Origin of the sequence: Bacillus sp. TH30, assembly GCF_016650875.1 — a bacterium.
In the GTDB taxonomy this organism is placed as follows: Bacteria; Bacillota; Bacilli; order Bacillales; family Bacillaceae_G; genus Bacillus_A; species Bacillus_A mycoides.
On the sequence record NZ_JAEKEY010000001.1, the window covers coordinates 104,096 to 127,505 of the forward strand.

The 23,410-nt window shown below is 33.5% G+C and carries 29 protein-coding genes and 5 pseudogenes; 10 read left to right on the forward strand and 24 right to left on the reverse strand.

All coding sequences use genetic code 11. From position 1 onward, the window contains the following. Window positions 1-291: 291 nt before the first annotated feature. Genes JFU20_RS00475 through JFU20_RS00485 form a run of 3 tightly spaced genes read right to left on the reverse strand, consistent with a single transcriptional unit; the run spans window position 292 to window position 2,392 of the window. Window positions 292-867: a replication-relaxation family protein gene (locus tag JFU20_RS00475; RefSeq protein WP_078205614.1), complete on the reverse strand. Its 576-nt coding sequence runs from the start codon at window positions 865-867 to the stop codon at window positions 292-294. Between the two features lie 22 nt (window positions 868-889). Then, entirely contained in the window at window positions 890-2,056 is a 1,167-nt protein-coding gene (locus JFU20_RS00480; RefSeq protein WP_151304109.1) for an FtsK/SpoIIIE domain-containing protein, read from the reverse strand. Between the two features lie 15 nt (window positions 2,057-2,071). Further along, window positions 2,072-2,392 (reverse strand): hypothetical protein, encoded by a 321-nt coding sequence (locus JFU20_RS00485; protein ID WP_002069793.1) that lies wholly within the window; start codon window positions 2,390-2,392, stop codon window positions 2,072-2,074. A 291-nt stretch (window positions 2,393-2,683) separates the two neighbouring features. Here JFU20_RS00485 and JFU20_RS00490 point away from each other — a divergent pair, with 291 nt between their 5' ends. The 6 genes from JFU20_RS00490 to JFU20_RS00515 all read left to right on the forward strand — a co-directional run bounded on the left by JFU20_RS00490 (window position 2,684) and on the right by JFU20_RS00515 (window position 7,774). Beyond that, window positions 2,684-2,914, forward strand: coding sequence for a helix-turn-helix domain-containing protein (locus tag JFU20_RS00490; RefSeq protein WP_201038173.1), 231 nt, complete (start codon window positions 2,684-2,686; stop codon window positions 2,912-2,914). Window positions 2,915-3,021: 107 nt separating this feature from the next. Next, window positions 3,022-4,287, forward strand: coding sequence for a Y-family DNA polymerase (locus tag JFU20_RS00495; RefSeq protein ID WP_002069795.1), 1,266 nt, complete (start codon window positions 3,022-3,024; stop codon window positions 4,285-4,287). Beyond that, window positions 4,284-4,625 carry a YolD-like family protein gene (locus JFU20_RS00500; protein ID WP_151304111.1) on the forward strand — a complete coding sequence of 114 codons (342 nt, stop codon included), beginning with the start codon at window positions 4,284-4,286 and terminating at the stop codon, window positions 4,623-4,625. Before JFU20_RS00495 ends, JFU20_RS00500 begins: the two co-directional genes overlap by 4 nt. Before the next feature lie 385 nt (window positions 4,626-5,010). Further along, on the forward strand, window positions 5,011-5,292 hold the full coding sequence (locus JFU20_RS00505) for a hypothetical protein (protein WP_207192567.1): 282 nt from the start codon (window positions 5,011-5,013) through the stop codon (window positions 5,290-5,292). A 385-nt stretch (window positions 5,293-5,677) separates the two neighbouring features. Next, on the forward strand, window positions 5,678-6,310 hold the full coding sequence (locus JFU20_RS00510; protein WP_151304112.1) for a recombinase family protein: 633 nt from the start codon (window positions 5,678-5,680) through the stop codon (window positions 6,308-6,310). 246 nt (window positions 6,311-6,556) lie between these two features. Next, complete coding sequence (locus JFU20_RS00515) at window positions 6,557-7,774, forward strand: NAD(P)/FAD-dependent oxidoreductase (protein ID WP_151304113.1); 1,218 nt, start codon at window positions 6,557-6,559, stop codon at window positions 7,772-7,774. Between the two features lie 232 nt (window positions 7,775-8,006). Here the strand turns inward: JFU20_RS00515 and splB are convergent, their stop codons facing one another. Both splB and JFU20_RS00525 read right to left on the reverse strand, forming a co-directional pair. Further along, window positions 8,007-9,035 carry a spore photoproduct lyase gene (splB, locus tag JFU20_RS00520; RefSeq protein ID WP_001108843.1) on the reverse strand — a complete coding sequence of 343 codons (1,029 nt, stop codon included), beginning with the start codon at window positions 9,033-9,035 and terminating at the stop codon, window positions 8,007-8,009. Next, the gene (locus tag JFU20_RS00525; RefSeq protein ID WP_151304114.1) at window positions 9,032-9,295 is read right to left on the reverse strand and encodes a transcriptional regulator SplA domain-containing protein; all 264 of its coding nucleotides are present in this window, start codon (window positions 9,293-9,295) and stop codon (window positions 9,032-9,034) included. Before JFU20_RS00525 ends, splB begins: the two co-directional genes overlap by 4 nt. A gap of 513 nt (window positions 9,296-9,808) precedes the next feature. Here JFU20_RS00525 and JFU20_RS00530 point away from each other — a divergent pair. Continuing rightward, window positions 9,809-10,057, forward strand: a complete 249-nt coding sequence (locus JFU20_RS00530) for a DUF3243 domain-containing protein (RefSeq protein WP_201038174.1) — start codon at window positions 9,809-9,811, stop codon at window positions 10,055-10,057. Window positions 10,058-10,350: 293 nt separating this feature from the next. Here JFU20_RS00530 and JFU20_RS00535 read toward each other — a convergent pair. Further along, window positions 10,351-10,653, reverse strand: a pseudogene (locus JFU20_RS00535) (lytic polysaccharide monooxygenase); the annotation flags it as partial. A 423-nt stretch (window positions 10,654-11,076) separates the two neighbouring features. On the opposite strand from JFU20_RS00535, the gene JFU20_RS00540 reads away from it, so the two are divergent. Then, the gene (locus JFU20_RS00540; RefSeq protein ID WP_201038175.1) at window positions 11,077-11,241 is read left to right on the forward strand and encodes a DUF4021 domain-containing protein; all 165 of its coding nucleotides are present in this window, start codon (window positions 11,077-11,079) and stop codon (window positions 11,239-11,241) included. Window positions 11,242-11,337: 96 nt separating this feature from the next. On the opposite strand, the pseudogene JFU20_RS00545 reads toward JFU20_RS00540, so the two are convergent. Together JFU20_RS00545 and JFU20_RS00550 are read right to left on the reverse strand one after the other, a co-directional pair. Further along, window positions 11,338-12,685 (reverse strand): annotated as a pseudogene (locus JFU20_RS00545) (MMPL family transporter); the annotation flags it as partial. A 302-nt stretch (window positions 12,686-12,987) separates the two neighbouring features. After that, window positions 12,988-13,167: a hypothetical protein gene (locus tag JFU20_RS00550; RefSeq protein WP_242488118.1), complete on the reverse strand. Its 180-nt coding sequence runs from the start codon at window positions 13,165-13,167 to the stop codon at window positions 12,988-12,990. Between the two features lie 41 nt (window positions 13,168-13,208). Between JFU20_RS00550 and JFU20_RS29905 the strand changes: the two are divergent. Then, window positions 13,209-13,310, forward strand: a pseudogene (locus JFU20_RS29905) (recombinase family protein); the annotation flags it as partial. A gap of 122 nt (window positions 13,311-13,432) precedes the next feature. On the opposite strand, the gene JFU20_RS00555 reads toward JFU20_RS29905, so the two are convergent. From JFU20_RS00555 to JFU20_RS00565, 4 genes are all read right to left on the reverse strand, one after another. Next, on the reverse strand, window positions 13,433-13,777 hold the full coding sequence (locus tag JFU20_RS00555) for a DUF378 domain-containing protein (RefSeq protein ID WP_078205603.1): 345 nt from the start codon (window positions 13,775-13,777) through the stop codon (window positions 13,433-13,435). A gap of 546 nt (window positions 13,778-14,323) precedes the next feature. Continuing rightward, window positions 14,324-14,527 (reverse strand): homing endonuclease associated repeat-containing protein, encoded by a 204-nt coding sequence (locus JFU20_RS29910; RefSeq protein WP_078205601.1) that lies wholly within the window; start codon window positions 14,525-14,527, stop codon window positions 14,324-14,326. 111 nt (window positions 14,528-14,638) lie between these two features. Then, window positions 14,639-14,812 carry a hypothetical protein gene (locus JFU20_RS00560; protein WP_001025956.1) on the reverse strand — a complete coding sequence of 58 codons (174 nt, stop codon included), beginning with the start codon at window positions 14,810-14,812 and terminating at the stop codon, window positions 14,639-14,641. Between the two features lie 154 nt (window positions 14,813-14,966). Then, window positions 14,967-15,395, reverse strand: a complete 429-nt coding sequence (locus JFU20_RS00565; protein WP_078205600.1) for a ferritin-like domain-containing protein — start codon at window positions 15,393-15,395, stop codon at window positions 14,967-14,969. Window positions 15,396-15,612: 217 nt separating this feature from the next. Between JFU20_RS00565 and JFU20_RS00570 the strand changes: the two genes are divergently transcribed. After that, a complete protein-coding gene (locus tag JFU20_RS00570; RefSeq protein ID WP_078205599.1) occupies window positions 15,613-15,969 on the forward strand; it encodes a carboxymuconolactone decarboxylase family protein in 357 nt (118 codons plus the stop codon). A 124-nt stretch (window positions 15,970-16,093) separates the two neighbouring features. Here the strand turns inward: JFU20_RS00570 and JFU20_RS00575 are convergent. From JFU20_RS00575 to JFU20_RS00625, 12 genes and pseudogenes are all read right to left on the reverse strand, one after another. Beyond that, window positions 16,094-16,255 (reverse strand): annotated as a pseudogene (locus JFU20_RS00575) (tryptophan-rich sensory protein); the annotation flags it as partial. Between the two features lie 164 nt (window positions 16,256-16,419). After that, a pseudogene (locus JFU20_RS00580) lies at window positions 16,420-16,743 on the reverse strand (IS4 family transposase); the annotation flags it as partial. Window positions 16,744-16,855: 112 nt separating this feature from the next. Then, window positions 16,856-17,074, reverse strand: coding sequence for a hypothetical protein (locus JFU20_RS00585; RefSeq protein WP_201038176.1), 219 nt, complete (start codon window positions 17,072-17,074; stop codon window positions 16,856-16,858). 379 nt (window positions 17,075-17,453) lie between these two features. Next, window positions 17,454-17,963 (reverse strand): YfbU family protein, encoded by a 510-nt coding sequence (locus JFU20_RS00590; RefSeq protein ID WP_201038177.1) that lies wholly within the window; start codon window positions 17,961-17,963, stop codon window positions 17,454-17,456. A gap of 842 nt (window positions 17,964-18,805) precedes the next feature. Continuing rightward, window positions 18,806-19,183, reverse strand: a complete 378-nt coding sequence (locus JFU20_RS00595; protein WP_078205596.1) for an ArpU family phage packaging/lysis transcriptional regulator — start codon at window positions 19,181-19,183, stop codon at window positions 18,806-18,808. A gap of 139 nt (window positions 19,184-19,322) precedes the next feature. Next, the gene (locus JFU20_RS00600) at window positions 19,323-19,571 is read right to left on the reverse strand and encodes a hypothetical protein (RefSeq protein ID WP_078205595.1); all 249 of its coding nucleotides are present in this window, start codon (window positions 19,569-19,571) and stop codon (window positions 19,323-19,325) included. A gap of 14 nt (window positions 19,572-19,585) precedes the next feature. Further along, the gene (locus tag JFU20_RS00605) at window positions 19,586-19,780 is read right to left on the reverse strand and encodes a hypothetical protein (RefSeq protein ID WP_085313208.1); all 195 of its coding nucleotides are present in this window, start codon (window positions 19,778-19,780) and stop codon (window positions 19,586-19,588) included. A gap of 4 nt (window positions 19,781-19,784) precedes the next feature. Next, window positions 19,785-20,210, reverse strand: a complete 426-nt coding sequence (locus JFU20_RS00610; protein WP_085313209.1) for a DUF1064 domain-containing protein — start codon at window positions 20,208-20,210, stop codon at window positions 19,785-19,787. 16 nt (window positions 20,211-20,226) lie between these two features. Further along, window positions 20,227-20,400: a hypothetical protein gene (locus JFU20_RS00615; RefSeq protein ID WP_201038178.1), complete on the reverse strand. Its 174-nt coding sequence runs from the start codon at window positions 20,398-20,400 to the stop codon at window positions 20,227-20,229. Between the two features lie 34 nt (window positions 20,401-20,434). Then, window positions 20,435-20,557, reverse strand: a complete 123-nt coding sequence (locus tag JFU20_RS30325) for a hypothetical protein (RefSeq protein ID WP_265324191.1) — start codon at window positions 20,555-20,557, stop codon at window positions 20,435-20,437. Beyond that, window positions 20,544-20,777, reverse strand: coding sequence for a hypothetical protein (locus JFU20_RS00620; protein ID WP_078205593.1), 234 nt, complete (start codon window positions 20,775-20,777; stop codon window positions 20,544-20,546). The genes JFU20_RS30325 and JFU20_RS00620 overlap by 14 nt, the downstream gene beginning before the upstream one ends. 1,716 nt (window positions 20,778-22,493) lie before the next feature. Next, complete coding sequence (locus tag JFU20_RS00625; RefSeq protein WP_157404947.1) at window positions 22,494-22,667, reverse strand: hypothetical protein; 174 nt, start codon at window positions 22,665-22,667, stop codon at window positions 22,494-22,496. Window positions 22,668-23,410: the final 743 nt, after the last annotated feature.

Here is a 23,410-nt window from a genome sequence, read left to right on the forward strand (position 1 = left end):
AAAATTAAGAGATAAAATATAATAAAAAACGGCTAACCCTCCACGTAAGAGAATCAGCCATCACAAATAACTAATTATTTCATACTTGAGATATTATCACCCTTAGCGCTATACAATGAGATATTCGTTTAACCATTAAAAATTATTTAAAGGATTACTTTCTTCATTTTTTTACTATTTCATAACTTGCTTCAAATTTACTCATCGCATTTATTGCCGTCTAACAATCATCATCACACATGACTTAATACATTATTGAAAAGAAACAGTTCTACACTATGCAGGCTTTCTTTATGATTTTACCGCTAAATTTTTTATAAAACTCTCTATAGAATTCGCCTGGAATACACGGAAATAAGAAGATTGAACGTCGTAATGTTTGTCAGTAATGATAAGGATTGAAGGAAAGAATTTAGAAGTTTTCGGTTGCCAAGATTCATTATGCCATTCTTGGCTATGAAAGTATAACTCATATCTCTTTATCTTTTCTTGCATTATCTTTTTACTATACACTGACTTTTGAACTTCAATAAAGAATGGCGATCTACGCCATATAGTAAAAGCATCCGGCTCCATATATTCTTTCCCATACTTTGGTTCAACTTTGAATATTTTAGGATTTTCATAATGAACGAGTTGTTTGTATACGTCCACAATACCAAGGAAATGAGGGGTTTTTTGACTTGTCTTTCTGATAGAACTCGGTTGCGGAAAATAAATGTATGGGTGCTGCCAAACATTCGCATCAACATAGCCATCTCTTCTTAATCGTTTCATAACCGTATTACAGCAAGTTACCGCATTCTTTAAGCCTTGAAAATGCAAGTCAATAATATCGTCACGGGACATGCATCTAAATCGCTTCAAATCATTCAAAATTCCTTTATCTCTACTCTTCATCATCTAACACCCCAAATAACGGAATTTCTTCTTGCGATGAATTCTGAAGTATTTTCTCCTCTTTAGACGTGCAATATGGTTTAACAATTTGTTTCGCCTTACTTAATTCCAAATAAGGAGCTTGCACTTTCTTTAATCCATTTCGTTTTAAAATCATTTGGCCAGATTGCTCTAAGTGCTCTGAACCAGGAGTACCCATGATATTACTATTAATTGCACTATCACATTTAAAGCCGATTCTAACGGTCATATTTAGTTTTAACTTACCATCTAACACTTTCGCATCTGGCCGCTGCATACTAAGCATAAGAAAAACTCCAAGTGATCGACCGACTGCTGAAATCTTTTCAATTGTAGTCATACACTCTTTTTCATCTTTAAGCATAGCCACTTCATCGATAGCAAGTAGAATATATGGTTTTTGATGATCTGGATTTAATTTGTTGTAGGCATCAATATGATCAACCTCATATTCTTCCATAAGTTTTCTTCGTTCTCTAATTTCCTTCCACACCTTTTGAAGCATTATTTTCATTTCAATTTCTTCCATACAAACTTCTTTTACATGCTTCACTCTTCGCAAGAAATGAAATTCAGAGTTTTTTAAATCTCCAAGATACAAATGCAACGTATCAGGAGACATATATTGAATGAGTGTGGATAGTACAACACGTACCATACTACTTTTCCCGCTTCCCGTTTCCCCTGCAATTAATAAGTGCGGTGAATCGGAGTCAATCATATCGTACGCAATCATTTTTCCGAATTGGTCCCTGCCAACCACAACAGGTAAACGGTAACCTTTTAATAGTGGCTGCCACTCTTTATAATAATAATTGTACGATTTTAGCCCAGCATTTGAACGGAATACATGTAGGACAAATCTTTTCACATCACCTTCAATCGTAATATTCCGTCCTAATATTTGCTGAAAACAAAACCACTTCTTTTCAATCTTCTGTGGATCTAATCCGTTTGGTATGGTAAAAACATACCTCACGCTTTCTGCTGAAGAAGAAACATTATGTACCTTTGGATAAATAGGCACTTTTCCCCCGCGTGTTTGATGTTCCGTATATAAACCTGCTTTTCCGAACACCTCCATAAGCTGATTCCTTAACCTTTGCGTACGAAGCCACTCCTTTATAATCCCCATTACTCCCTTCCCTCCTTAAAACATGATTACGATACGAACAAATACATATCCAATCAAGCAAACTCCACCAATTCGCGTTCCGTGATAAATACCTTCACTTACAAATTTAGCTGCCGATATATAGTCATGTCGCACCAAGTATTTTTCTAACATGACTGCTCCGATTAAAATCGTTCCCATAACTCCTAATGCAATGTAAGTATGTAATACCTGATCCGACATATGAAGGAATGCGAAAGGACTTAATGAATTGTATTTACGTATTTTCTTTTCTTTATCTTTGTATGACCGATCCATAAACTCGCGAAAAGGAATTGTTTCTTTCCTAGCACGCATTTAAATGCCCCCTTTATAAACAGAATTTAGAATATAGATATTACATAGCTTCATCTACTTAATACCGTGGTAGTTTTACCTTGGTAGAAATCTTGATAAATAATGTGGTAATCATTCGCAACTTACTTTGGTAACCTCTTATTCTTCTACCTTAATAAATACCGTGGTAGCTGCTTTGATACATCATATTGTGGACAGCTTGTACATTATGTAAAAAACTTTTTCCGTCTATGCGAATAGTTTTTTACATTTATGTCCACAATGTTGAAAATAGGTTCAGGAGGGATTTAAGTGTTTTGGAAATTCGCAGGTAAAAACCGAACGAAATTAGGTAATTTTTTAGATCGGAATGGCTTCACCCAAAATGATTTAGAAAAGAACGCGAAATTAAGTCGCCCTACAGTTTCAAAGGCGTGCAATGATAAAGAATACATACCTAGTCCAACTGTAATGAAAAAAATTTTAAAAGTTATTAGGCAAATAAAACCCAACGTTAAATCCACCGATTTTTGGGATATGTAAAAACTGGCTAACTAGAGTCAGTTTTATTTTTTTTAAAAAAACCTTTATAACAGAACGCATATTCGTATATAATAAGAACAGACGTTCTTATTTAAGGAGGCATAACGGTGTATGACTACTCAATTTTGCCAAATCGAATTGTTTTATGTGTAGATCTTCGCAGCTTTTATGCAAGCGTGTCCTGTATCAAGATGGGCTTAGACCCACTGCATACTAAATTAGCTGTAGTAGGAGATGTGAACAGGAGTGGCTCCATTGTTTTGGCTGCAACACCACCATTAAAGGCATTAGGTGTTAAGAAAATGGCAAGGTTGTACGAAATACCACGGCGTAAAGACATTCTTGTAGTAAACCCAATCATGGGAACTTATATAAAATGCTCAAATTACATAACAAAATTAGCTTTACAATACGTTCCGATTGAGGATTTCCACCAATACAGCATCGATGAATTCTTTATGGATATTACAAATAGTATCCATCTGTTTGCGAATGAGCCATATGAATTTGCGTTGAAATTCAAACGTGAAATATATGAGAAAACAAGAATTGAATGCACAATTGGGATTGGGCCTAATCCTTTAATGAGTAAGATTGCTTTAGATGTGGAAGCGAAGAAGACAAAAGACTGCATCGCATATTGGAAGTACGAAGATGTACCCATAAAATTATGGCCGATACGACCACTTAGTAAGTTTTGGGGGATTTCGAGTAAAACAGAAGTAAAGTTAAATCGAAAAGGAATACATTCAATTGGAGACTTAGCGCAATACCCGCTCAAATACTTAAAACAAAGCTTTGGGGTTATTGGCGAAGAATTACACTTACATAGCAACGGCATTGATTTTAGCCGTATTGCAGAAAAATACATACCAACAACAACTTCAATGGGTAAGAGCCAAATACTCATGCGTGATTACACAATAGAAGAATTTCCAATTATCCTTCTGGAACATATCGAAGAAGTTTGTTATCGGATGAGAAGACAAAACAAACTAGCTCAAACAATCCATTTTTCCATTGGTTACAGTAAAAATTACGCTGGTGGTTTCAGAAAAACTCACACTATGAACCGACCAACTAATTTAACAATGGATATCTATCATATTTGTACATATTTTTTACATAAGTTTTATACCGGGGAACCAATTAGATCTATCAATGTTTCTTTAACCAACTTAATCAATGAAGGTGAAGAACAAATATCTCTTTTTGACAATGTAATACAACGAGAAAAAGAAATGAAATTAACGAAGGTAATGGATGAAATACGCACTAAGTTTGGTAAGAACAGCATATTAAGAGGAATTTCTTATACAAATAGTGCTACAGCAAGATACAGAAACACATTGTTAGGAGGACACAAATCATGAACAACACTAATATGCCAAAGGGACGAGGAATGGTGAAATGGACGCCATTTGCTGCAATGACAGAACAATTTGACGGTATACGTGAGATTATTAAGGAAAAGAATAAAGTAGCACGTCCAATCTTAACTTCTGAAGAAAAAGAACTTATCGAGAACATGTTATTATGCTCATTACTATCTGAAGAAGAGGTGTTGATTACATATTACGAAGATGGCTATTTGCTTACTAACTATATGACCGTAACTGATATTGATCCATTGAATTGTTCTATACTATGTACAGATGCTTTTTATAACAGGATTACTCTTAAATTTATGGATGTTGTTGATGCAAAATAAAAGCATTCAATGCAAAGTATAAATACTAAATGTGATGATTGCGCTCCCCCCTTGAAATAAATGAATTCGAAGCTAAGGATATGAGACTATATTTTAAAGATATAATAATTGAAACATAAGTCAAAAATATCTTATAACAAAAGTGACTCTTGTTTTGTTAGCTTGATAGCGATGTGGCGATACCCCATGCCCATCAACTTAAGAGAACAAATCCACCCCAAAACGAAAAAATGAGCTTTTTTATTACCAATTAGCACAAAATCTCGTTCTGGGGGTAGTTGTATTTTCTTAGGTTGATAGCGATGTGGTGCTACCCCATATCCATCAAGCTAAGATTTTAAACACTTAAGGAATTTGTAAGTATCAAGTAAGAAAAACGAGAGCTTTGTTTCTTAATTTTAAAACTGTTGGTGGACGAAAAAAGGCATATAGAGTGTTTGGTTACAAAGATGGGGAAAAAAAATCTTTTCCGATTACATTTAAAACATTGAAACATGTAAGAACGTTTACCTACAAACATGCTCTCGAAAATCCTGGATGGTTAAATGCCAATGGTGATATTAGTGAATATAATGTTAAAGTGGATAGAGATGAATATAAAAATGTCTGGCAAGATAATGTTATAGAAAATGTATATAAAAATTACACTGATTTTAATAATTGGTAGCAGTAATTCTTAAACTGCAATGATTCCAGACTTATTTTTCACAAAAAGTTATGAATAAATGTAAAAGTATAAGGCAATTCACTCATATAGAGCAACAAGAAATCAAAAATGAAATTGATAAATAGATGACTGAAAATGTTTCAGAAATGAAACTAATTGAGGCATCTATTTTTTATTATGTAGGGAATATTGTTGTTCGAAGCAACGAATGTACGACTACGAATTGAATTTATTAGACATTAATTTTTATACCTTTGAAATTTTAATGAGTCCTAACCGTTTGTAAAGGTAATGCAAACAATATTATAAACGTTTATATTTTCATATCACCTTTACAAACATAAATGGTACAATTATGGTAGCAAATGTAAGGAGATAATTTCATATGGCAAATATTTATGGATACTTACGTGTAAGTACAAAAGATCAAAATGAACAGCGCCAGTTACATAAAATGATGGAACGCGGTGTGGAAGCTCGGAGAATTTTTGTTGATAAAGCAAGTGGACGAAATTTTGATCGCCCGCAATACCAATTGCTAAGAAAAATATTGAGTCAAGGTGATATTGTCTATATAGATGCTTTGGATCGTATGGGGCGAAATTATGATGAAGTCATTTCAGAGTGGAAATACATAACAAGAGAATTACAGGCTGATATTGTTGTTTTAGAAAATGAAACATTGTTTGATAGCCGGAAGTTTCGTGAGATGGGGGATATGGGCAGATTAATGGAGGATCAATTTTTATCTTTACTTTCTTATGTTGCAGATCAAGAGCGTAAAAAAATTCGTCAGCGACAAGCTGAGGGGATTGCTGTAGCTAAATCTCAAGGAAAACATTTAGGCCGTCCTCAAGTGAACCTTTCAACCTTAAGCAAACAACAAATACATATAATAGAAGAAACTCATTCAAAATGGAAGAGTGGAGAAATAACAGCTGTTATGTTTATGGAAATGGTAGAACTAAAGAAAAATACTTTTTATAAAATAATGAAAGAATATGATGAAGCAAATTAGCATCTTGCCTATTAGAAATTCTACTTTTCCCCCAGTTGTAGGAACGCTGGTACTACCTCTAATAAATATAACAATATAAGAAACAAAAAAATTAGTTATTTGTAAATTGTTTTGTGTTCTAGACAAAATAAGTTTAAGTAATAATATTTCAAATGAATATACTGATCATAAAGCGTGTATATATTTATATGAACTTGGAAATACAAGTGGGGATGTAACTATTTTATTTAGGATGGTGTACTTGAAATGGATCTACAAGCTGGAAAATTATACTGGAACACAACTTTTCCCAATCCACCTTCTTATCCTTGTTTGGAAAAAGACATAATTTGTGATGTTCTAATAATAGGTGCTGGAAGCTCAGGTGCTCAATCAGCCTACTATTTATGTGATTCGAATTTAAATGTGGTTGTAGTTGATAAACGAAAGGTTGGACATGGCAGCAACCTAACTAATACAGCGCTCATACAATATTTGGGTGATAAAATGTTTTTTGAACTTGTTAATACATTTGGGGAAGAGTATGCAGTAAAACATATGAAATTATGTGAAGAAGCAATTAATGATATTGAATTTGCAAATCAAAAATTACCTTCTCAGTCTGATTTTATACGTCGTGATAGTTTATATTATGCAAGCTATGAAGAGGATATTAAGAAATTAGAAAAAGAGCTTTATTACTTACAAAAGCATGGTTTTAAAGCAGATTGGTTATCAGAAAAACAAATTGGACAGAAATATCCTTTTAAAAAATATGCCGCCCTATATACGTATAACGATGGCGAAATAAATCCCTATAAGTTTACACATAATTTATTACAACAAGCTTCCAATCAAGGAGTACAGATTTATGAAGATACTGAGATTGTTGGTAAAAAATTAGAAAAAGACTTTGCTACTTTTTATACAAAAAGTGGTAGTAATATTACTACCAAGAAAGTAATTGTAGCTGCGGGTTATGAAGGGTTAGAATTAAAAAAGGAAAAGAACGCTACTTTAATTAGCTCGTATGCAGTTGTCACTACCCCAGTTGAAGATTTTTCTTCTTGGCATAAACGTACTCTTATTTGGGAAACTGCTAGACCTTATATATACATGAGAACCACAGTAGATAATCGAATTATTATAGGTGGTCTAGATGAAGATACAAACATTGCTGAAGAAAGAGATTCAAAATTAATCCATAATAAAGAAAAGCTATTATATGAATTCAATAAGCTCTTTCCTAATATTACAGTTAAACCTGAATTTTATTTAAGTGCCTTTTATGGTGGTACTCATGATGGTTTACCTATAATTGGAATGTATGAAGATTTTCCTAATTGTTATTTTATCTATGCGTATGGAGATAATGGATTAGTGTATAGTATGGTACTTTCTAAAATTATCCGAGATGTAATTATAAAAGGTTCTAGTCCTAATTTTAATTTATACTTGCAGTCCAGACCTAATTTAAATAAATAGACTGTATACGTTAATAAAAAATTAGAGATTTAGGAATTAATGTACTTAATGATATAGAAACTATATATTTATAGTTATAGGTATTGTAATGAAAATCAAGCTAAGGTTTTCATATACCCCCTAAATGAAAAATTTCTTTCTGTACAGATAGTTACTCTGAGAAGTCAGCTCATTTTTTCGTTTTGGGGGCATGTATTTTTCTTAAGTTGATGGGCATGTATGGCGAGGCCTATTATGTGAAATATTCTAATTTTGCATTTGGGAAAAACTTCTTCATATAAGAATAAAGATAATTTTTTATATCCTCTTCTTCTTCTTTTTGATAAATATATTTTCCAATTCCATATTTGCCCCATTTATATCTTCTCTTCTCTTCATTTAATTCCAATTTTGTCATAGGGTAGTTTTTTTCAATCACCCTCTTAGCAGGCTTTGTAAAACGATGCTGAATAAATTCAAATGTAATATCATCCCGTACATCCAGGGGTAATTCAGCATCAAGGCGTTCAAACATATGATAGTACCCATCCTGCCATCCTTCATGAAGATAAATAGGAGCCACAATGAATCCGAGTGGATAACCTGCTCTGGCTACTTTTCCTGCTGCCTCAATTCGTTTAACTAACGGAGAAGTACCAGGCTCAAAATTTTTAATAACATAATCAGCATTTACACTAAACCGAAATCTTGTTTTTCCATTATGTTTTGCGTCCAGCAAATGATCCACATGATGAAATTTCGTAACAAATCTCAATTTTCCATATTTTGATTCTCCAAAATGCTCAATTGCACGTTTAAGCGTATGTGTTAAGTGATCAATTCCTACAATATCTGATGTACAGGAAGCTTCAAATCTTGTTAATTCTGGCTCACGAGCCTCCATGTATTTGTCAGCGGCTTCTAAGATTTCATCAACATTTACATAAGTACGGATATATGGCTTACTTCCCATTGTTGTCTGTAAATAGCAATAATGGCAATGTCCCATACATCCTGTTGCAAAGGGAATAGCATACTCTGCTGAAGGCTTTGACGTATCAAATTTCAGTGTTTTTCTAACACCAACGACAAGAGTAGATTTTGCTACCCGATACTTTTGAAAATCATTTTCACCTGGGAGATCTCTAACTTGATTATGGGAAGTAGTATGTCGAATTTCAACATCCATCTTTGCAAATTTTTCATGAAGTTCTCTCCCTAATGGATAATCTAATGCTTTGGGTTCAAAGTATACAAGCTTAGGCATAAATGGATAATTCATTCTAACATCCCCTCTGAAGCATCCCCATAATAGTAGTTGTAGGCCTGATTGGCCTCTGCTTCTGTAGAATAAACAGCCATCTCATTTGATAGTGGATAATAGGTTTCATAAAGAAACAAAGCTAATTTATTTGGACTCTCAGGGTGATTTACAACTGCTGCAGCTTGTATATTTGCTACATCCTGAGTGTGGGGGTTTCGGTAAAAAATATAGACAATATCTCCAGGATGATAAGTTTTAATTTCATTAGAAAATTCCATTCAATCACCTTTTCTTTTTATAAAATTCAATGTGCAAAATTATACATTATAAATTTTCTCCTATATTGCATAAAAATATGTCTTCTTTTTTGAAGGAAAATCTAGGTTCTAATAATTACACTATAATTTGAGATGGACCGAATAGAAAAAATATTTATTTTGGATTACATTTATGATTCATCCTATGGCGGGGGTAACATCAAATGCTCATCGACTTAATAATATAAACAAAATAAACTTTCATTCATTAGGACTAAAATACTCTTAAAGTAATGGTAAAATCTTAATTTTCTTTTTCCATACTGAGCCTGAGCACACACCTTTTTAAAGTATCAGTACCAATATGGCCAAGTGTGAAAGAACATTTTCAAATAGTTTGAATTTGCTACAACAGAACCAAATTAATTGAGAGTGATGGTGGTTGACATTGTTAAAATAAAAATTTTTACATAGAAAATAAGAAATTGCACAAATTAAGTATGATTCTATTACTTAATAGTGAGGTGATTAATTATGTCAGTAATAGACAATTTTGATCAATGGAAAAGCTTTTTAGGAGAGCGCTTAGAACAAGCCCAAGGAAAAGGAATTGCTGGTGAGGCAGTTTCAGATATGGCATTCCGTGTAGGTGATTATTTAGCAAATGAAGTAGAGGCGCGAAATGATCAAGAAAAACTATTAGCTGAGCTTTGGAAAGTTGCTAACGAGCAGGAACAACATACAATTGCTAATTTAATGGTAAAGTTTGTACAACATAAATAAACAATTATGATTTTTTTAGTCACACTTCTATATGAAAAAGGTGTGACTATTTATTTTTCAAATCTTCCATGCTCATTACATAGATAGATTTTTTAGTACGTGACTTGATATTTTTCATACGAAAACTTGAATTACATTGCGTATGCCATATATCTAATGATTTTGTTGTGAGCTCATTTTAACTAATAATTTTGTACCCCCCACCTAAAATTCGATATACCTCTTCCACAAACCAGTAGTGATCCAAATCTTCACTTCTTTTATTTTGCTCCTTGTATATGTTTTGATCTTGAGAGCCCGCCAAACTTACCACCAGCAGAAGCAATTTTCCCATCTATAGGGCCACCTTGAGGAAATCCTTTTGGTGTTTCTAGGCTTTGTGGTTCATACATAATATCTCCACAGTTTACATTAAGTGCACTATAGTCTGGGCTACATAAAGCTGCTCGACTTCCAGGTTTTTCAACAAACCCATGTGTATATGCATTTTGAGGAATTAACGTTGTGCTTAGAATGCCAGTAGCTAGTATAGCAACACTTAATCCTTTTTTCCTTTTACTAATTGTTTTAAAACAATTTAAAATTTGATTGTTCATATAAATATCCCCTTTATGTTAATCTTTGTACAAAGTTGAGGGCTTTGATGCAAAAGAATAACAATAAACGCATTATTTAAGGGTTACACGTATGAAAAACAAAAAAATAACTAACTAGTTAGTTATTTTTTTTGTTTATGCAATCTTATTAATATATAATGACATACTTACAACTTTAAATAATACAGAAGTTTTGAAGAAATTTTGTATATTGTAGAAACTCAATAAAATCAAATCTAATTATTATATTTACTCTATCCTCTCACATATTTTCTAGAATAAATGACATACTACGTATGTGCTATGAAATAAGTAGCTCAATTTATTGTTCATTCAATTGGCAGATAATATATGTTTTTATCTGCCAAACTCCATTCATTCTTTTTTACTTTTTGAAATTTTATATCTTTGGAGGTTATATAAATGACGTTTCCGAATTCTAAAGAAGAAAAGACTAGCTATTCTAAAAATTCCACAACGAATACAATTAACTCTAAACTTAAACCAGAAGAACAAGCCATGAATGGATTGTACGGAATGCCAGAAACTGATATTGAAAATAAAAATCATCAAAAAAAAGAAATTTGAAAAATACTTAGCATTTCAATATCACCTTTATTGTCCATACATATTTCAATTTTGATAAAAACAAGGGAAATCAAAGTTCCCTTGTTTTTTATATTATCAAGCATCTAATTTTTTTGTTTCTTTCTTCTTCCAAAGCTTTCCTGGCCAAAATGCAAATCGTCCTAGAACCACTGTAATGGCAGGGACAAGAAGTGGCCTTACAATAAACGTATCTAATAGTACACCTATTGCTGTAACAAGACCAAATTGAACAAGTACTTGGATTGGTAAAGTAGCTAATACTGCAAATGTACCTGCTAAGATTAAACCAGAAGACGTAATAACACTTCCTGTTTGAACTACTCCATTTTTTACTGCTTCAAGATGTGTTTGGGTTCTTTTATTCTTCCATATTTCAGAAACCATAAATGTATTATAGTCTTCTCCTAAGGCGACTAGGAATACAAAAGCATACAAAGGAATTGCCCCTTGAATTGCGGGAGCATCCATACCATAGTGAAGTAATAACCAGCCCCTAATGCAGAGAAGAAAGATAATACAACTGTTAAAATTAAATAAATCATCGCAACAATAGAACGAAGATAAACAAGCAATAATAATGCGATAATACCAATCATGACAGGGATAATTACATCTTGATCACGCTCGGTAGTTTGTTTTGTATCATATAATGAAGCTGTTTCTCCCCTAATCCATATATGGTTCTCAGCATCATTTATTTCAGATTTTTTCATTATTTGTTTCAAACTTTTTCTTAACTCAGGGATTTTATTCATGCCCTCAATTGAATATGGATTTTCTCGTAAGGAAACTTCATACATTTGTAATTTACTATTCTGTTTCCCTTTTATAGGTTCCGTTACTTGATCTACGAAAGAAAGTTTTTTCAACTCTGTTGTTACAGGTATGTCTTTCCCTTTTGTATCAACAACAAGTTGTACGGGCGCTAACTCTCCAGGTGAAAAATGATCTGATATTAAATCCCTCACGTGATGGCATATCTTTAGGAAATGATTCTAATAAATCGTACGTAAAATGAATTCGTGGAACAAATGATGCCAAGCCACCCAATAGCAATAGTGTCAGCAGGATAATGGCCCAAGGTTTACGTATCACAAGGTCTCCAAGTTTTTTGCTCAGAAGTCCTTTCGATTCCTTTACCTTAATCGCTTTCTTTTTTTCCTAGCACGTTCTTCATTCATCTCATTTGTTCTTGGTATGAACGGGAAAAATGCTACTCTCCCCAAAATAAGCTAGTAATGCTGGTAAAAGCGTCAACCATAAGGAACACAGCTACACTAAATGGCACTGCAAATCTATGGAAAGAACCAATATGAGCAAGTAAAAGGGTACCTAATCCAACTACCACTGTAAGAGCACTCATAATAATTGCGCCACCCGATTCTTTAATAGCAAGTTGCAGAGCTTTAAATTTATTTTGTTCTACTTTTATTTTTTGGCAAAATAAAAAAGCCTAAGAGAAAAACTGAAATAATCAGTATCTCCAAAGCTTTGATTCTTCCGTGAAACAGTAGCGCTGGGAGTCTTCTCTCAGACCTGACGAAAATAATAATTATATAATGAACATATATTATACACTTTTTTAAAACTCATACAATATTAATAAATACAAATTATCGACTTCTAAACCTAATCCCTTAGATTAAGATTGACTTAATTGGTCTAATAAAAATGAATAAATTCTGAAACGATGCATACATAATACATAACTTTAAAGAAAATATCTTATTCCTCTTTATCCCATGTATTTTGTTTGTGCTTATACGCACCCCTCGAATTTTTTGTTAGATCTACTATATCTGTTTCCTTACCAAATTCAGTACTATAATTAGGTTTTCCGTAATCTTTACGATTCATCTCTTGATTCGCATCCTTCATCGGTTGAAACAACTGCGTTAAGCACATTAATCCACTTAGTCCAACAAGAGCAAAGATTACTCTTGCTATGGAAGAGTGAAGAAATAACAGCTGTTATCTTTATGGAAAAGTTAGAACTAAAGAAAAACACACTTTATAAAATAATGAAAGAACATGGAGAAGCAACGTAACGTCTATCTTATAAGAATTGCTACTTTACTCCTATTAGTAAGTAAGCAGGTACTCCCATGAATTATCCAAAATAAAAAAGTCAAAGCCATGTGGTATACATGGCTTTGACTTTTTTATTGTATTAATCTTCATCTTCATCTAATGTATTATGGTTATTCTTATAAACGTCCGTAGAAGTTCTGTTTAAATTTGTTATATGTGTTTCCTCACCAAATTCTGTACTATAATTAGGTTTTCCATATTCTTTACGATTCATTTCTTGATTCGCATCTTTCATCGGTTGAAACAACTGTGTTAAGCACATTAATCCACTTAGTCCAACAAGAGCAAAGATTACTCTTGCCAAAAAGGCGTTCTGTCCACCAAATATTGCCCCTACGAAATCAAACTTAAAGAAACCAATTAGCCCCCAATTAATAGCACCAATAATAACTAAAGCTAAGGCAATTCGCTGTATAGTTCTCATTGATATAACACCTCCTTCTGTCTCAACTTTTAAAACTATGTACAGGAATACTATGTATTATTCCTGCTTGAATCGTTAGCTTTAATTTTCATTTAAAGTGATAGCCCATAATTCAACATAAGTACATTCAAATGCCATAATATAAACTTTGACTAATATTTTAATGTTTTTATTATTTAGTACTGCCATAAGACTAGATGATATTACGGTTATCTGTACTGCAATAATTAACCCTATGGGTATTTTTCGCATCATATTAGCTATCATGTTAGTTGCTAGGATTCAATCTTATCATTAGAAATTAACTATGGTTTCATACACAAAATATCTAATACATACGGAATTTATTATTTTTATTTCTACAAGGCTTCTTTATATTACAGAAATTAACCTTTCCTAAAACGGCTTGCTTCTTCTATTTTGCATAATATACAGCAGTACGTTCATACTAGATATGAGCCGTTAAAAAGCTCATATAAATGGCTAACGTTTCATAACAAGTGGGCAAAGCAGACAGTTTATTGAACTGACTGCTTTGTTTATTTTTTATATTTTATCTGCCTTTTTTCTTGGTTGGAAACCAGTTTGCCTTAGAGACTCATTCCAACTGCCAAAATACCTTACATATGTGGATAAGGCAGGCATATTAGGATCTTTTAATATTTCTTTGGCAGTCGGTAATTTTTGATAGGCATGAGCCCATTTCTTTAGCCTGGATAACAAAATCCTTCTTGTATACATATTGAGCATGTAACCGCCTTTTCATAGTTCTTAATTTATGAATTACTTTAATAAATCAAAATAATAATACATACTGAAGATATTAAAAAGGCAAGCATCAAAATGTGCTTGCCTTTTCTTCTAACGACGATGTTCCACAAGATCAATTACACCTAAAACAACGTGAGCTAAACCAAATCCAAATACTGTATTTGCAATCATCTTATTGGATCCACGAGTTTGCTTCAAAGCATAGCCCGCAGCTGTAACTGCTGTACCTAATGTAGTTGGAATTAATCCTTCACGAATATTCATAGTAACGTCCTCCTAGTATCGCAGTTAGTAATCCTGGTTTAATACTTTGAAATTAAAGTACTAAAACAAGTATTAGTATTTTCCTGTCTTGTGAAAATATGTGGAGTTATTTTAAATATCTTTTTTTCATTATGATACAGCGTAACTAAAAATGTTAATGCGTAAGTTGTTTTAATACATTTACATGTTCCCTATCTTTATTTAAAATATCATGTATTAACATATGACTTTCTGGATCCAAATCACCATGTACAATTTCTTCTGATATTTGAATGCCATAATAACCTTCCCCCTTTAACGCGCTGCTTACAATTCCTTCTGTTGTATCTGGTACTGTAAATTGACTTATCAAGCCTTGAACAGACCCAACGATTCCTTCATTATCAACCGGTACTCCTCCAAGATTTTGTATTCTTTCTGCTACTTTCAAGGCATGTTGTTTGTGATCTTGTTGTATTTTTTGAAATTCCTTTTTTATTTCTGGATCTTTTAGCTTCTCTATATAATGCTCATAGGCATGAATACCCATGTACTGCCCTTTTAGAAAGGCATTTAATGTATTGACTACACTCTGTTTTTCCATATCATCACTTCCTTTTTACGTTATCCTTTTACAGAAGTCGATCGATTATCCATACGTGTGTGCAATACTATTAGTTAATTTTTTGTTATATCGTGCCTCTAAATCCTTTCTCCTCTTTCACTCACTTTGAAATAAATATCATTTATGTTTAATCACTTCCCATTAGGTTCATACTAACTTTTGTTTAAAAAATATGAGAAATGGAGTTGGATTAAATATGGAATTTGAAGGTAGAAATTCTACTGAATCTTCACTTCTTCATTATAAATATGGTCTGGGTTTATTTACTGAGAAGATGCCTAAACTAGCTGAACAATTTAATTCCTTTACAGAGGAATGCTTTAAAGAAGGCACCTTATCCAAAAAACAAAAACAGTTAATTGCTTTAGGTATTAGCCTTTATTCTCAGGATGAATATTGTATCATTTATCACATTAAAGGATGTCTAGATCAAGGAGCTTCAGAACAGGAGATCTTTGAGACGGTGGGAGTGACAGCTGCATTTGGTGGTGGTGCTACTATGAGTCAGGCAGTAACGCTTGTACAAGAGTGTATACAAGAGTTAAAGCAGTAATAGAACTATCATCATGAATTGAGGAATATATTTATCGAGCTCATGTGTTGCTATCTTTACACAATAAATAAAAACAAAAAACTTGAGTGTGTGCGAAGTATACTCAAGTTTTTTGTTTTTATGCTTAATTCATACTATAAATTGCCCAAGATAAATATGTAGCAAAGGTAGTCCATAACAGATAAGGGATTAGAAGCCATCCAGCTACTTTAGATAAGCGGAATGAATAAATGATAAGAAGAAATGCAGTAACAGCCACTAACAGACAATCTATCGTTGCTAAGAATGGTGGAACTGAAAAAAGCTAAAAGGGGTCACCATACATGCCCATCAACTTAAGAACGAAAATAAAATGAGCTTTCGTTCAAATCAACTAAAAAACTCGTAACATACTTTTGATTTTTAAAAATACGCATACCAAATAAACTCTAACAAGTTTCATTTTTAAAATTATGCAGCTTTCTTTTGTTTTTTCAATCCATTATACTCATAGACAACACCCATAATATCAAAGATAGTTTTCTTCTCATATCGGTGAGATTTCCGTCCATTCTTCTGTAGGAGGGCGAAAAGACGGATCAAAATCTTTGTTATGTCTTGGGTGTTTTTCTTTAACGTTTGGTATAACAGCGATACATGATCTTGAATCATCCCAATGGCTTTATATTCACTTAGTTCTCTTTTGTTCTTTTGTAACAGAAGTTGACGCATTTTAAACATTGTAGAAAAACATATAAAAATGGCAATGAGTCTTCCGTATACATGACACTCTAATTATTATCTTTGCTTTTATCATTCTTACATGGATATGATTTGCATAATTAAAAAGAGTAACCATGCGCCACCCAGATCAAGGCAGTACCTACTATAATTGCTATTGGTTTAATTATTTAATCATGTCTTTATTCAATAATTCAATGATGTCTTTAGATTCAGGAACTTGTATCAACGCACCTAAATTAGCAATTGCATCTCCTAATTCTTCAAATGATTTCGTACAACCTTCAGTGGCTTTCTTTAATCGTTCGAGTCTTAATTCTGCTTCGTCAGTATCAACAGTAGTTCCAATTTCTAATGTACTTCTAGGTTCTTTTACTTCTTCCATCATTCATCCTCCTAATCAAATGTCCATTTTGTTCAATAAAAAAAGAGCACTATAAAGTGCCCTAAGCTTCTGAGTATAAAATATACGACAATGCCTTGCCCGTTCTAATGGCGCAACATAAAAGAGCTTTATAGCGGAATATATATAGCTCTCGGAAAAGGAATAAGTTGGTTGGCATTGACTCGATATTGTATGTTTGGGAATTCCTTATGTGCAATAAAAAAAGAGCCCTATAAGGTGCTCGTCCGATACGATTATAAAGAATGAATACGTCGTGTTCAGTTATTAGTATAGCTTGTCTCATTCAAAGTTTTACTGGTTTAATGTGTAATTTCTATATAACAAAGAAAAAAGCACCCTCATTGGATGCTTTTCATAATTACGCACTTAAGATATCTTTAATTTCTTGTAATGTTAGTCTATCTGGATTTTCTGTCCCTCTCCAGATCACTAACATTCGTCTATATTTATTTAACATAAGACGATGAGTGTTGTAAGTTTCATAATCGTTTTCTGCTCTTAAGTCTTCATACAGATTTAATTCATGCATATAGTACTTTGCATAATCAGCATATTTAGCTTCTAAATCATCATTTAAATCATAACCAGAAAATTTAAGGTCATCTTTTTCTACATTTTCTTTAGCTTCTAAATCATCATAAGACCAATTAAGTTCCCTATGCATCCTTAATACTTCAATAGCTTCTTCGCACTGAGCTTCTGTCATTTCATTTTCAATAAATCTGATATTCTCTGAATAGTGTCTTGTATATCCTTTTTCTAAAGCTATTCGCATCTTTTTATAATACTCTTCATCATCCGGATAAAGTTTCTCCAAAATTAAATATTGATTCACTAATGCTAATCTTTCTTTTTTTGTTAGTTGCATTCTTCCTCTCCCCTTTCTTTTCTATACCTATTATTCAACAAGAATCATCATAATCCTTTCATTCGAATAAACAAAAAGCCATCACCGAAGTGACAGCTCTAAAGTGGATGGGAGAAGAATAAGAATCTTCTCGTTTATACTCCGTGGAGTCGGCTACTTAATGTCATTTTCACCATTTACGTTTGCACAATGTGATTATATCCAGACGCATATGTTTCTTCCTACGCCTTGTTTGAACCAACACACAAGACTGAGGGGAATGTTCAGCTGTATTGGCTCAAACAAAGAGCGGAAGCTCTCTGCATAGCGAAAATTCGTGAGTGATCGCTATAAGTGTAATGCCCTGTCAAAATTGATGAAGAAGCCCTTTATTCTTGTTTTTCTTTTTAAAAACGCGATGTTCATTCGATCAGAACGACCACCCCATTTCCATTTTCAAGAAACGACGTTAACAAAGAATAGAACGTTATTATGTTCACCATCAACCCAGAGGACATGGCGGTCTCTGAGCTGAGCACTAAACATAATAGAAACAGTATGACGAATGCAAGTATATCACACCCGCCACACTGGAGTATGTCATTGTTATAACTTCATTGGTCTTTTCGTCTGATAGAGGACTCTTACCTCCTTGCCCCGCAACAGGAAATCCACCGCAAACTAAGTGCGTCATGTCATCCGCTTACTTACCTTTCAGCGCAATAACACTTTACGGAAATCCTCGAGAGCATTCGTCCGTGGAATGCTAGCACCGGAAGGGATTGTGTTCCCCTTCTGATACTAACTTTACCGTTTATTCAATTGTTAAAAGGTACCCGATATGGTAGCCCGAAAGTGCCATTTTATATCATCCCTAATGCATCTGCGAAGTTGATTACAGCTGACTTTTTCTTTCTGTAGAATGTTCTTCTTTTGATACCAATAACCGTATAAATGTAATCGTCATTCAACACTTTTGTATTCATGTATTTCATTTCAAGGATTTTTCTTTCGTTCTCATCAAGTGCCTCTTCCAACGCTCTTTTTATTTGAATGTATCTGATGTACTTTTTCCCTTGATCATCCGGCTTTGGTTTTAATTCGGGAAACAATAACTCTGCACCGAATGCTGTTCTTTCTTGTTGATTATGAAATCGAACTTTAAGTACACGATACTTTTGTAATTCCTCAATAACCATTTCTCTAATATCATCTTCAGTAACTAATTGTTTTTGTCCCAAGTCATAATCCCCCTATTTCGAATTTGTGTTTTTAACATCACATAAGGTACGTGAAATTTTACTATCTCATTATTGAATAAGGGAACGATGACTACAATACAGCCCCCACCACACTGTTAGTCATGGTTCCACTATCCATTTACTCTCCTTCTAATCCCCAACAACTTAAATACCATTTGTACACTTTACCATCCACACTACCTACGCTGCTATTGAATTTAACATCACTTCCATACTCTTCGTTAAGATCTGATATAACTTTTTTAACTGTTGAGATATCTCCTGAATGTGCTAAGTAAATGTAAAAGTGACCACAACCCGCAATCCTAACCCTTACCTTATTTTCACAAACTTCTTTTAACTTTTCTCGTAATGTAGCAATATACATTCTTCTCATCCTCCTTAAGCTATTATTCTCTGTAAAGCCGCTTTCTTCTTATCCTCATCATGAATTCTCCAACCATCATTAAAATGGTCTATTAACTCCTGATACTTAAATACATCGAATATCGTAACGTACTGATTATCTCCAAACCCTGGTTCTTTTCGGAATAACATATATTCTCGTGTACCTTCGTATCTTCTAATGACACTCACCCCTTTATGATCTTATCCATTCACCTAACTTCTTGTCCCATATCACAACGATTAACTCCTGTTTATTTAAGTACTCCCATAACTTCTTGCGTAACGGAAATCCCTCATTGATTGCTCGTTTACTGCCTTTAACATCACAGACCTCTACACGCCCATCTAAGTACGTTACTTTAAAGTCCGGTGTAAACTTCATAGCTGCCTTTTTCGACTTCCCACTCTTTGTTATGCTGCTTTTAATCGTGAATGTTGGAATTAGTTCATATTCGGGATGAACATCTATTCGCAAGACGTCATCCCTTGTTTTTAGGTACTTATAATAGTCACATTCTGTTTTGCTATCGAATTTTATATCATCATATATAACTTCTTTACTTCTAATCTTCGGTTTCGCTGCTTTCTTTCGTTTCTGCTGTTTTCTTTTCTTAATCAACTAGTAACCTCACTTTCTATTCCATTCGCTCTTTGCACTCTTCGAGAAAATCAATAACTTCCTGAACATGCTCCCTTGTTGTCATACTCTCCATCACGTATCCTTCGTCGTTATAAACATTGACCTTATTTCCTGCGAACTCCATTCCACACATTCCATCTGCACCTAATAGCTTTACGTTAGCTTCCATTCTTTTAACCTCACTTTCTATTCAAAAAATTATTTTATTCAAAACTAATGTTGCAATAGAAGCACAATATATGAATTCCTAACGTTCTTTCTGGAGCGTAATAACCTAACATAACGCCCCATGCATCCTTTTCTATACCAAGTCTAATTTTCATCATTCTTTTCCTCCACCCCGATTCCTACTACAACTCCATCTAATATATCCGCCAAGTTATTAACTTCTTCTATGTTTGATGTATGGAACCTAATTACCTTACCGTCAGGAAAATTCATTGAAACTCCTTGAGATTTTTCTGATTCGAACGTACTGCAATAAACTCCTGTTTTGCACCATAAACACTTATCTTTATCTATGTGACATGTACATGCACTACTCATTTTCCTCTACCTCCCTAAATAAAACTCAATATTCCGTCAATACTGTAGACAACCCATTTCTTAACCTGAGCAGTTAGCAAAAGCTAGCTGCTCTTTTTATTTCACTGTCACCCATTAGATAAACGTTCATATATTATTTTGTGTCTTCCTTTCTACTAGGGGATCTCGTCATTGTATTTCCGCATAACCTTCATGAAAGAGCACTTTTCGAAGGTGCTCTTTTTTATTCATCCGAATAATCATTACAATTCTGTACATACTATCTGTAAGCTGCTTTCTTAACAGTGATTGCAGCCTGAAGCCTTTTTTGGTAATGGAGCAGTTAGCTTTTACTAGCTGCTCTTTTTGCCGTACAAGTTCCTATTTGCTTTAAAATGAGTAAACTATCTTGAACCTTACTTTTCAGTCATTCACTGGTTCATGACTTACAAACATAACCCCAATACATGGAATGTTTTTATGCGAGCACTCTGGAACAAGTGCTCGTTTTACTTTGGTGTTTTTCTACAAAATGAAATTTTTATTAAGAAGACTTATTTATACCTTTCAGTTGATCGTTTTCTAATTCAAGTTCACTTATTCTTCTTTGTAACTTTTGTATCGTGCTTATGGCCATATACACTGTATCCTTAGCTTCTTTTTTGAACTCTTCGCAGGTTATTGGGCCATCTGTATTTCCCCTAAGGTGCTACAATTCTGATAAGGTTTTATCAACTCTCACTCAATCCACCTTGCTTTCTATTAAAATGAAGTTTTTACCATAAAAGTAATTGTTAAATATCTAATGCATATGCATTATAATTGGATAGGTATTGTGTATTGGCATTAAGAGGAGCACCCTGTTCAAGTGCTTCTCTTTTTTTATAGTTGCGATAGTTAAAACTTTGAAGTTATCTCCATCTTTTCCCCCGCTTAGCACTGTACGTGCGACTTTCATCGCATACAGCGCCCCATCTTATTCTTCTATACTAAAGCAACCAGATTACAAACAATGTTGTACTCACCAACGTATTAATTCCCCTTTCTTACGAAAGGTCACATCATCTTACTCGATCCTGTGAGTTACATCTAATTGATTTAGTTTTCAAAGAATAAGACTAAGGACTATCCCTCCACATTTATTACATGCTTCGTCGGCACTATGTCCCCACCTTCACAAGAATGAAGCAATTTTGGTTCATTAGAACCTTATATGCATCTGTCCGCTAGTAGGCGTTGGTGACAGTTTCTTGCTTACCACGTTCCGATTGACTTAGCTATACATATATCCTTAGGCGCTTGCTTTAAGCCTGTTATCTTTACACCCTCATCGTTGGATGTTCCGAATTTCATACTATTTACTCTTACTTTTCGGTAGATAACGTCGTCGTTGACGACATACACATTTCTGATGTATTAAACGTTTAGACCCGTACATTCACAAGTTGGCCAGTCCTTTGTCGGACATTCTCACCATAGATATTTTGTAGCATCCCGACTTATCCATCACCATATGATTTCTCACTTAGGTTTTGTTCAGCCGACTTCACCTAGCTTCATACAATTTGTGACTACTATCATGCCTTGCATGTAGGAGTATCAGATAAGTAGTTTCAGCTCAACCTGACGGCTTTCATTCCTACTTTCAGTCAATCAGTTGTTGTTATCGAATTGATAACCCTCCTATTTCGTGTTTGCACACTTATAAGGAAACGTGTCGCGCAAATAGCGTTTTTATTAAGATCTAAAGCCTTCTACACAAATATCACTTTTAACATGTACTCCATATTTATCTTCAATCGCTTTTTTAATTAGCTCATTTGATTCCTTTATGCTAATATCTTGCGGATGTATACTTTTCACATTAATATCCACGCTATAGATAACTATTGCTGTTCCATAAACTTTCATTCTCAATCTCCCTTTCTCCCAAATAAAGATTTCGTTCACTTTTTTGTTACATTTTTGAAACATTCATGTGTTATCTTCATTAAGTCCTTTTAAAAACAGAAAGATTTATTATGTAAAAGGCCCTAGTCCCCTCTAGGGCTTTTTACATTCAAATAACGATTTTGTTAACTTTTTGTTACATTTTCGAAATATTCATACGTTACATTTAGAATGTCTTTTTAAAACAGATAGATTTAAATTTAAATCTAAATATCTAAATTGCCGACCAGATTGGTGATATGTTGCAATATTATAGATGTTCCTTAGGGAGTTATCATGTAATTAAACAAGAGTTTAAGAGTTCTCGAATCTCAGCCCCTTGGAGCGCACCCCAAGGGGCTGAACCATTTTAAATAAAAATCTTATTATTTATTAATATCTTTATTGCTACGTAAAACATTTGTAAATATTACTGTTTTCCTTACTTTCTTCCTTAAAAACGTTATATACTACATTTGAAATGAGCGATCAAATTCGCTTATTATCTTATTTCCCATGCGACATAACCTTTTATTGAGTGCTAGGAGAAATCCTAGCCTTTTTTTATACAATAAAGATTTTGTTTTAAAACTACACAAAGCGAAAGAAATAGGCATACAATGTCGTGTATTCTTTTTCAATGTAAGTTTGGGTAGAAGAGCGCCTTGGAAAGCGCTCTTTAATTTTAAAATAAGGATTATGTTTGATTTTTATTAACCTTTTTT

Coding starts and splice junctions, on each gene's coding strand:
- JFU20_RS00560 (WP_001025956.1), bottom strand. CDS start 14,812: ATGAATATTCGTGAAGGATTAATTCCAACTACATTAGGTACAGCAGTT.
- JFU20_RS00480 (WP_151304109.1), bottom strand. CDS start 2,056: ATGGGGATTATAAAGGAGTGGCTTCGTACGCAAAGGTTAAGGAATCAG.
- JFU20_RS00625 (WP_157404947.1), bottom strand. CDS start 22,667: ATGAAAGTTTATGGAACAGCAATAGTTATCTATAGCGTGGATATTAAT.
- splB (WP_001108843.1), bottom strand. CDS start 9,035: ATGAATTATCCATTTATGCCTAAGCTTGTATACTTTGAACCCAAAGCA.
- JFU20_RS00555 (WP_078205603.1), bottom strand. CDS start 13,777: ATGAGAACTATACAGCGAATTGCCTTAGCTTTAGTTATTATTGGTGCT.
- JFU20_RS00530 (WP_201038174.1), top strand. CDS start 9,809: ATGTCAGTAATAGACAATTTTGATCAATGGAAAAGCTTTTTAGGAGAG.
- JFU20_RS00565 (WP_078205600.1), bottom strand. CDS start 15,395: ATGGAAAAACAGAGTGTAGTCAATACATTAAATGCCTTTCTAAAAGGG.
- JFU20_RS00585 (WP_201038176.1), bottom strand. CDS start 17,074: ATGGAAGAAGTAAAAGAACCTAGAAGTACATTAGAAATTGGAACTACT.
- JFU20_RS00615 (WP_201038178.1), bottom strand. CDS start 20,400: ATGGAAGCTAACGTAAAGCTATTAGGTGCAGATGGAATGTGTGGAATG.
- JFU20_RS30325 (WP_265324191.1), bottom strand. CDS start 20,557: ATGATGAAAATTAGACTTGGTATAGAAAAGGATGCATGGGGCGTTATG.
- JFU20_RS00590 (WP_201038177.1), bottom strand. CDS start 17,963: ATGCAACTAACAAAAAAAGAAAGATTAGCATTAGTGAATCAATATTTA.
- JFU20_RS29910 (WP_078205601.1), bottom strand. CDS start 14,527: ATGCTCAATATGTATACAAGAAGGATTTTGTTATCCAGGCTAAAGAAA.
- JFU20_RS00620 (WP_078205593.1), bottom strand. CDS start 20,777: ATGAGTAGTGCATGTACATGTCACATAGATAAAGATAAGTGTTTATGG.
- JFU20_RS00500 (WP_151304111.1), top strand. CDS start 4,284: ATGAACAACACTAATATGCCAAAGGGACGAGGAATGGTGAAATGGACG.
- JFU20_RS00600 (WP_078205595.1), bottom strand. CDS start 19,571: ATGTATATTGCTACATTACGAGAAAAGTTAAAAGAAGTTTGTGAAAAT.
- JFU20_RS00510 (WP_151304112.1), top strand. CDS start 5,678: ATGGCAAATATTTATGGATACTTACGTGTAAGTACAAAAGATCAAAAT.
- JFU20_RS00525 (WP_151304114.1), bottom strand. CDS start 9,295: ATGGAATTTTCTAATGAAATTAAAACTTATCATCCTGGAGATATTGTC.
- JFU20_RS00570 (WP_078205599.1), top strand. CDS start 15,613: ATGGAATTTGAAGGTAGAAATTCTACTGAATCTTCACTTCTTCATTAT.
- JFU20_RS00550 (WP_242488118.1), bottom strand. CDS start 13,167: ATGTGCTTAACGCAGTTGTTTCAACCGATGAAGGATGCGAATCAAGAG.
- JFU20_RS00540 (WP_201038175.1), top strand. CDS start 11,077: ATGACGTTTCCGAATTCTAAAGAAGAAAAGACTAGCTATTCTAAAAAT.
- JFU20_RS00485 (WP_002069793.1), bottom strand. CDS start 2,392: ATGCGTGCTAGGAAAGAAACAATTCCTTTTCGCGAGTTTATGGATCGG.
- JFU20_RS00515 (WP_151304113.1), top strand. CDS start 6,557: ATGGATCTACAAGCTGGAAAATTATACTGGAACACAACTTTTCCCAAT.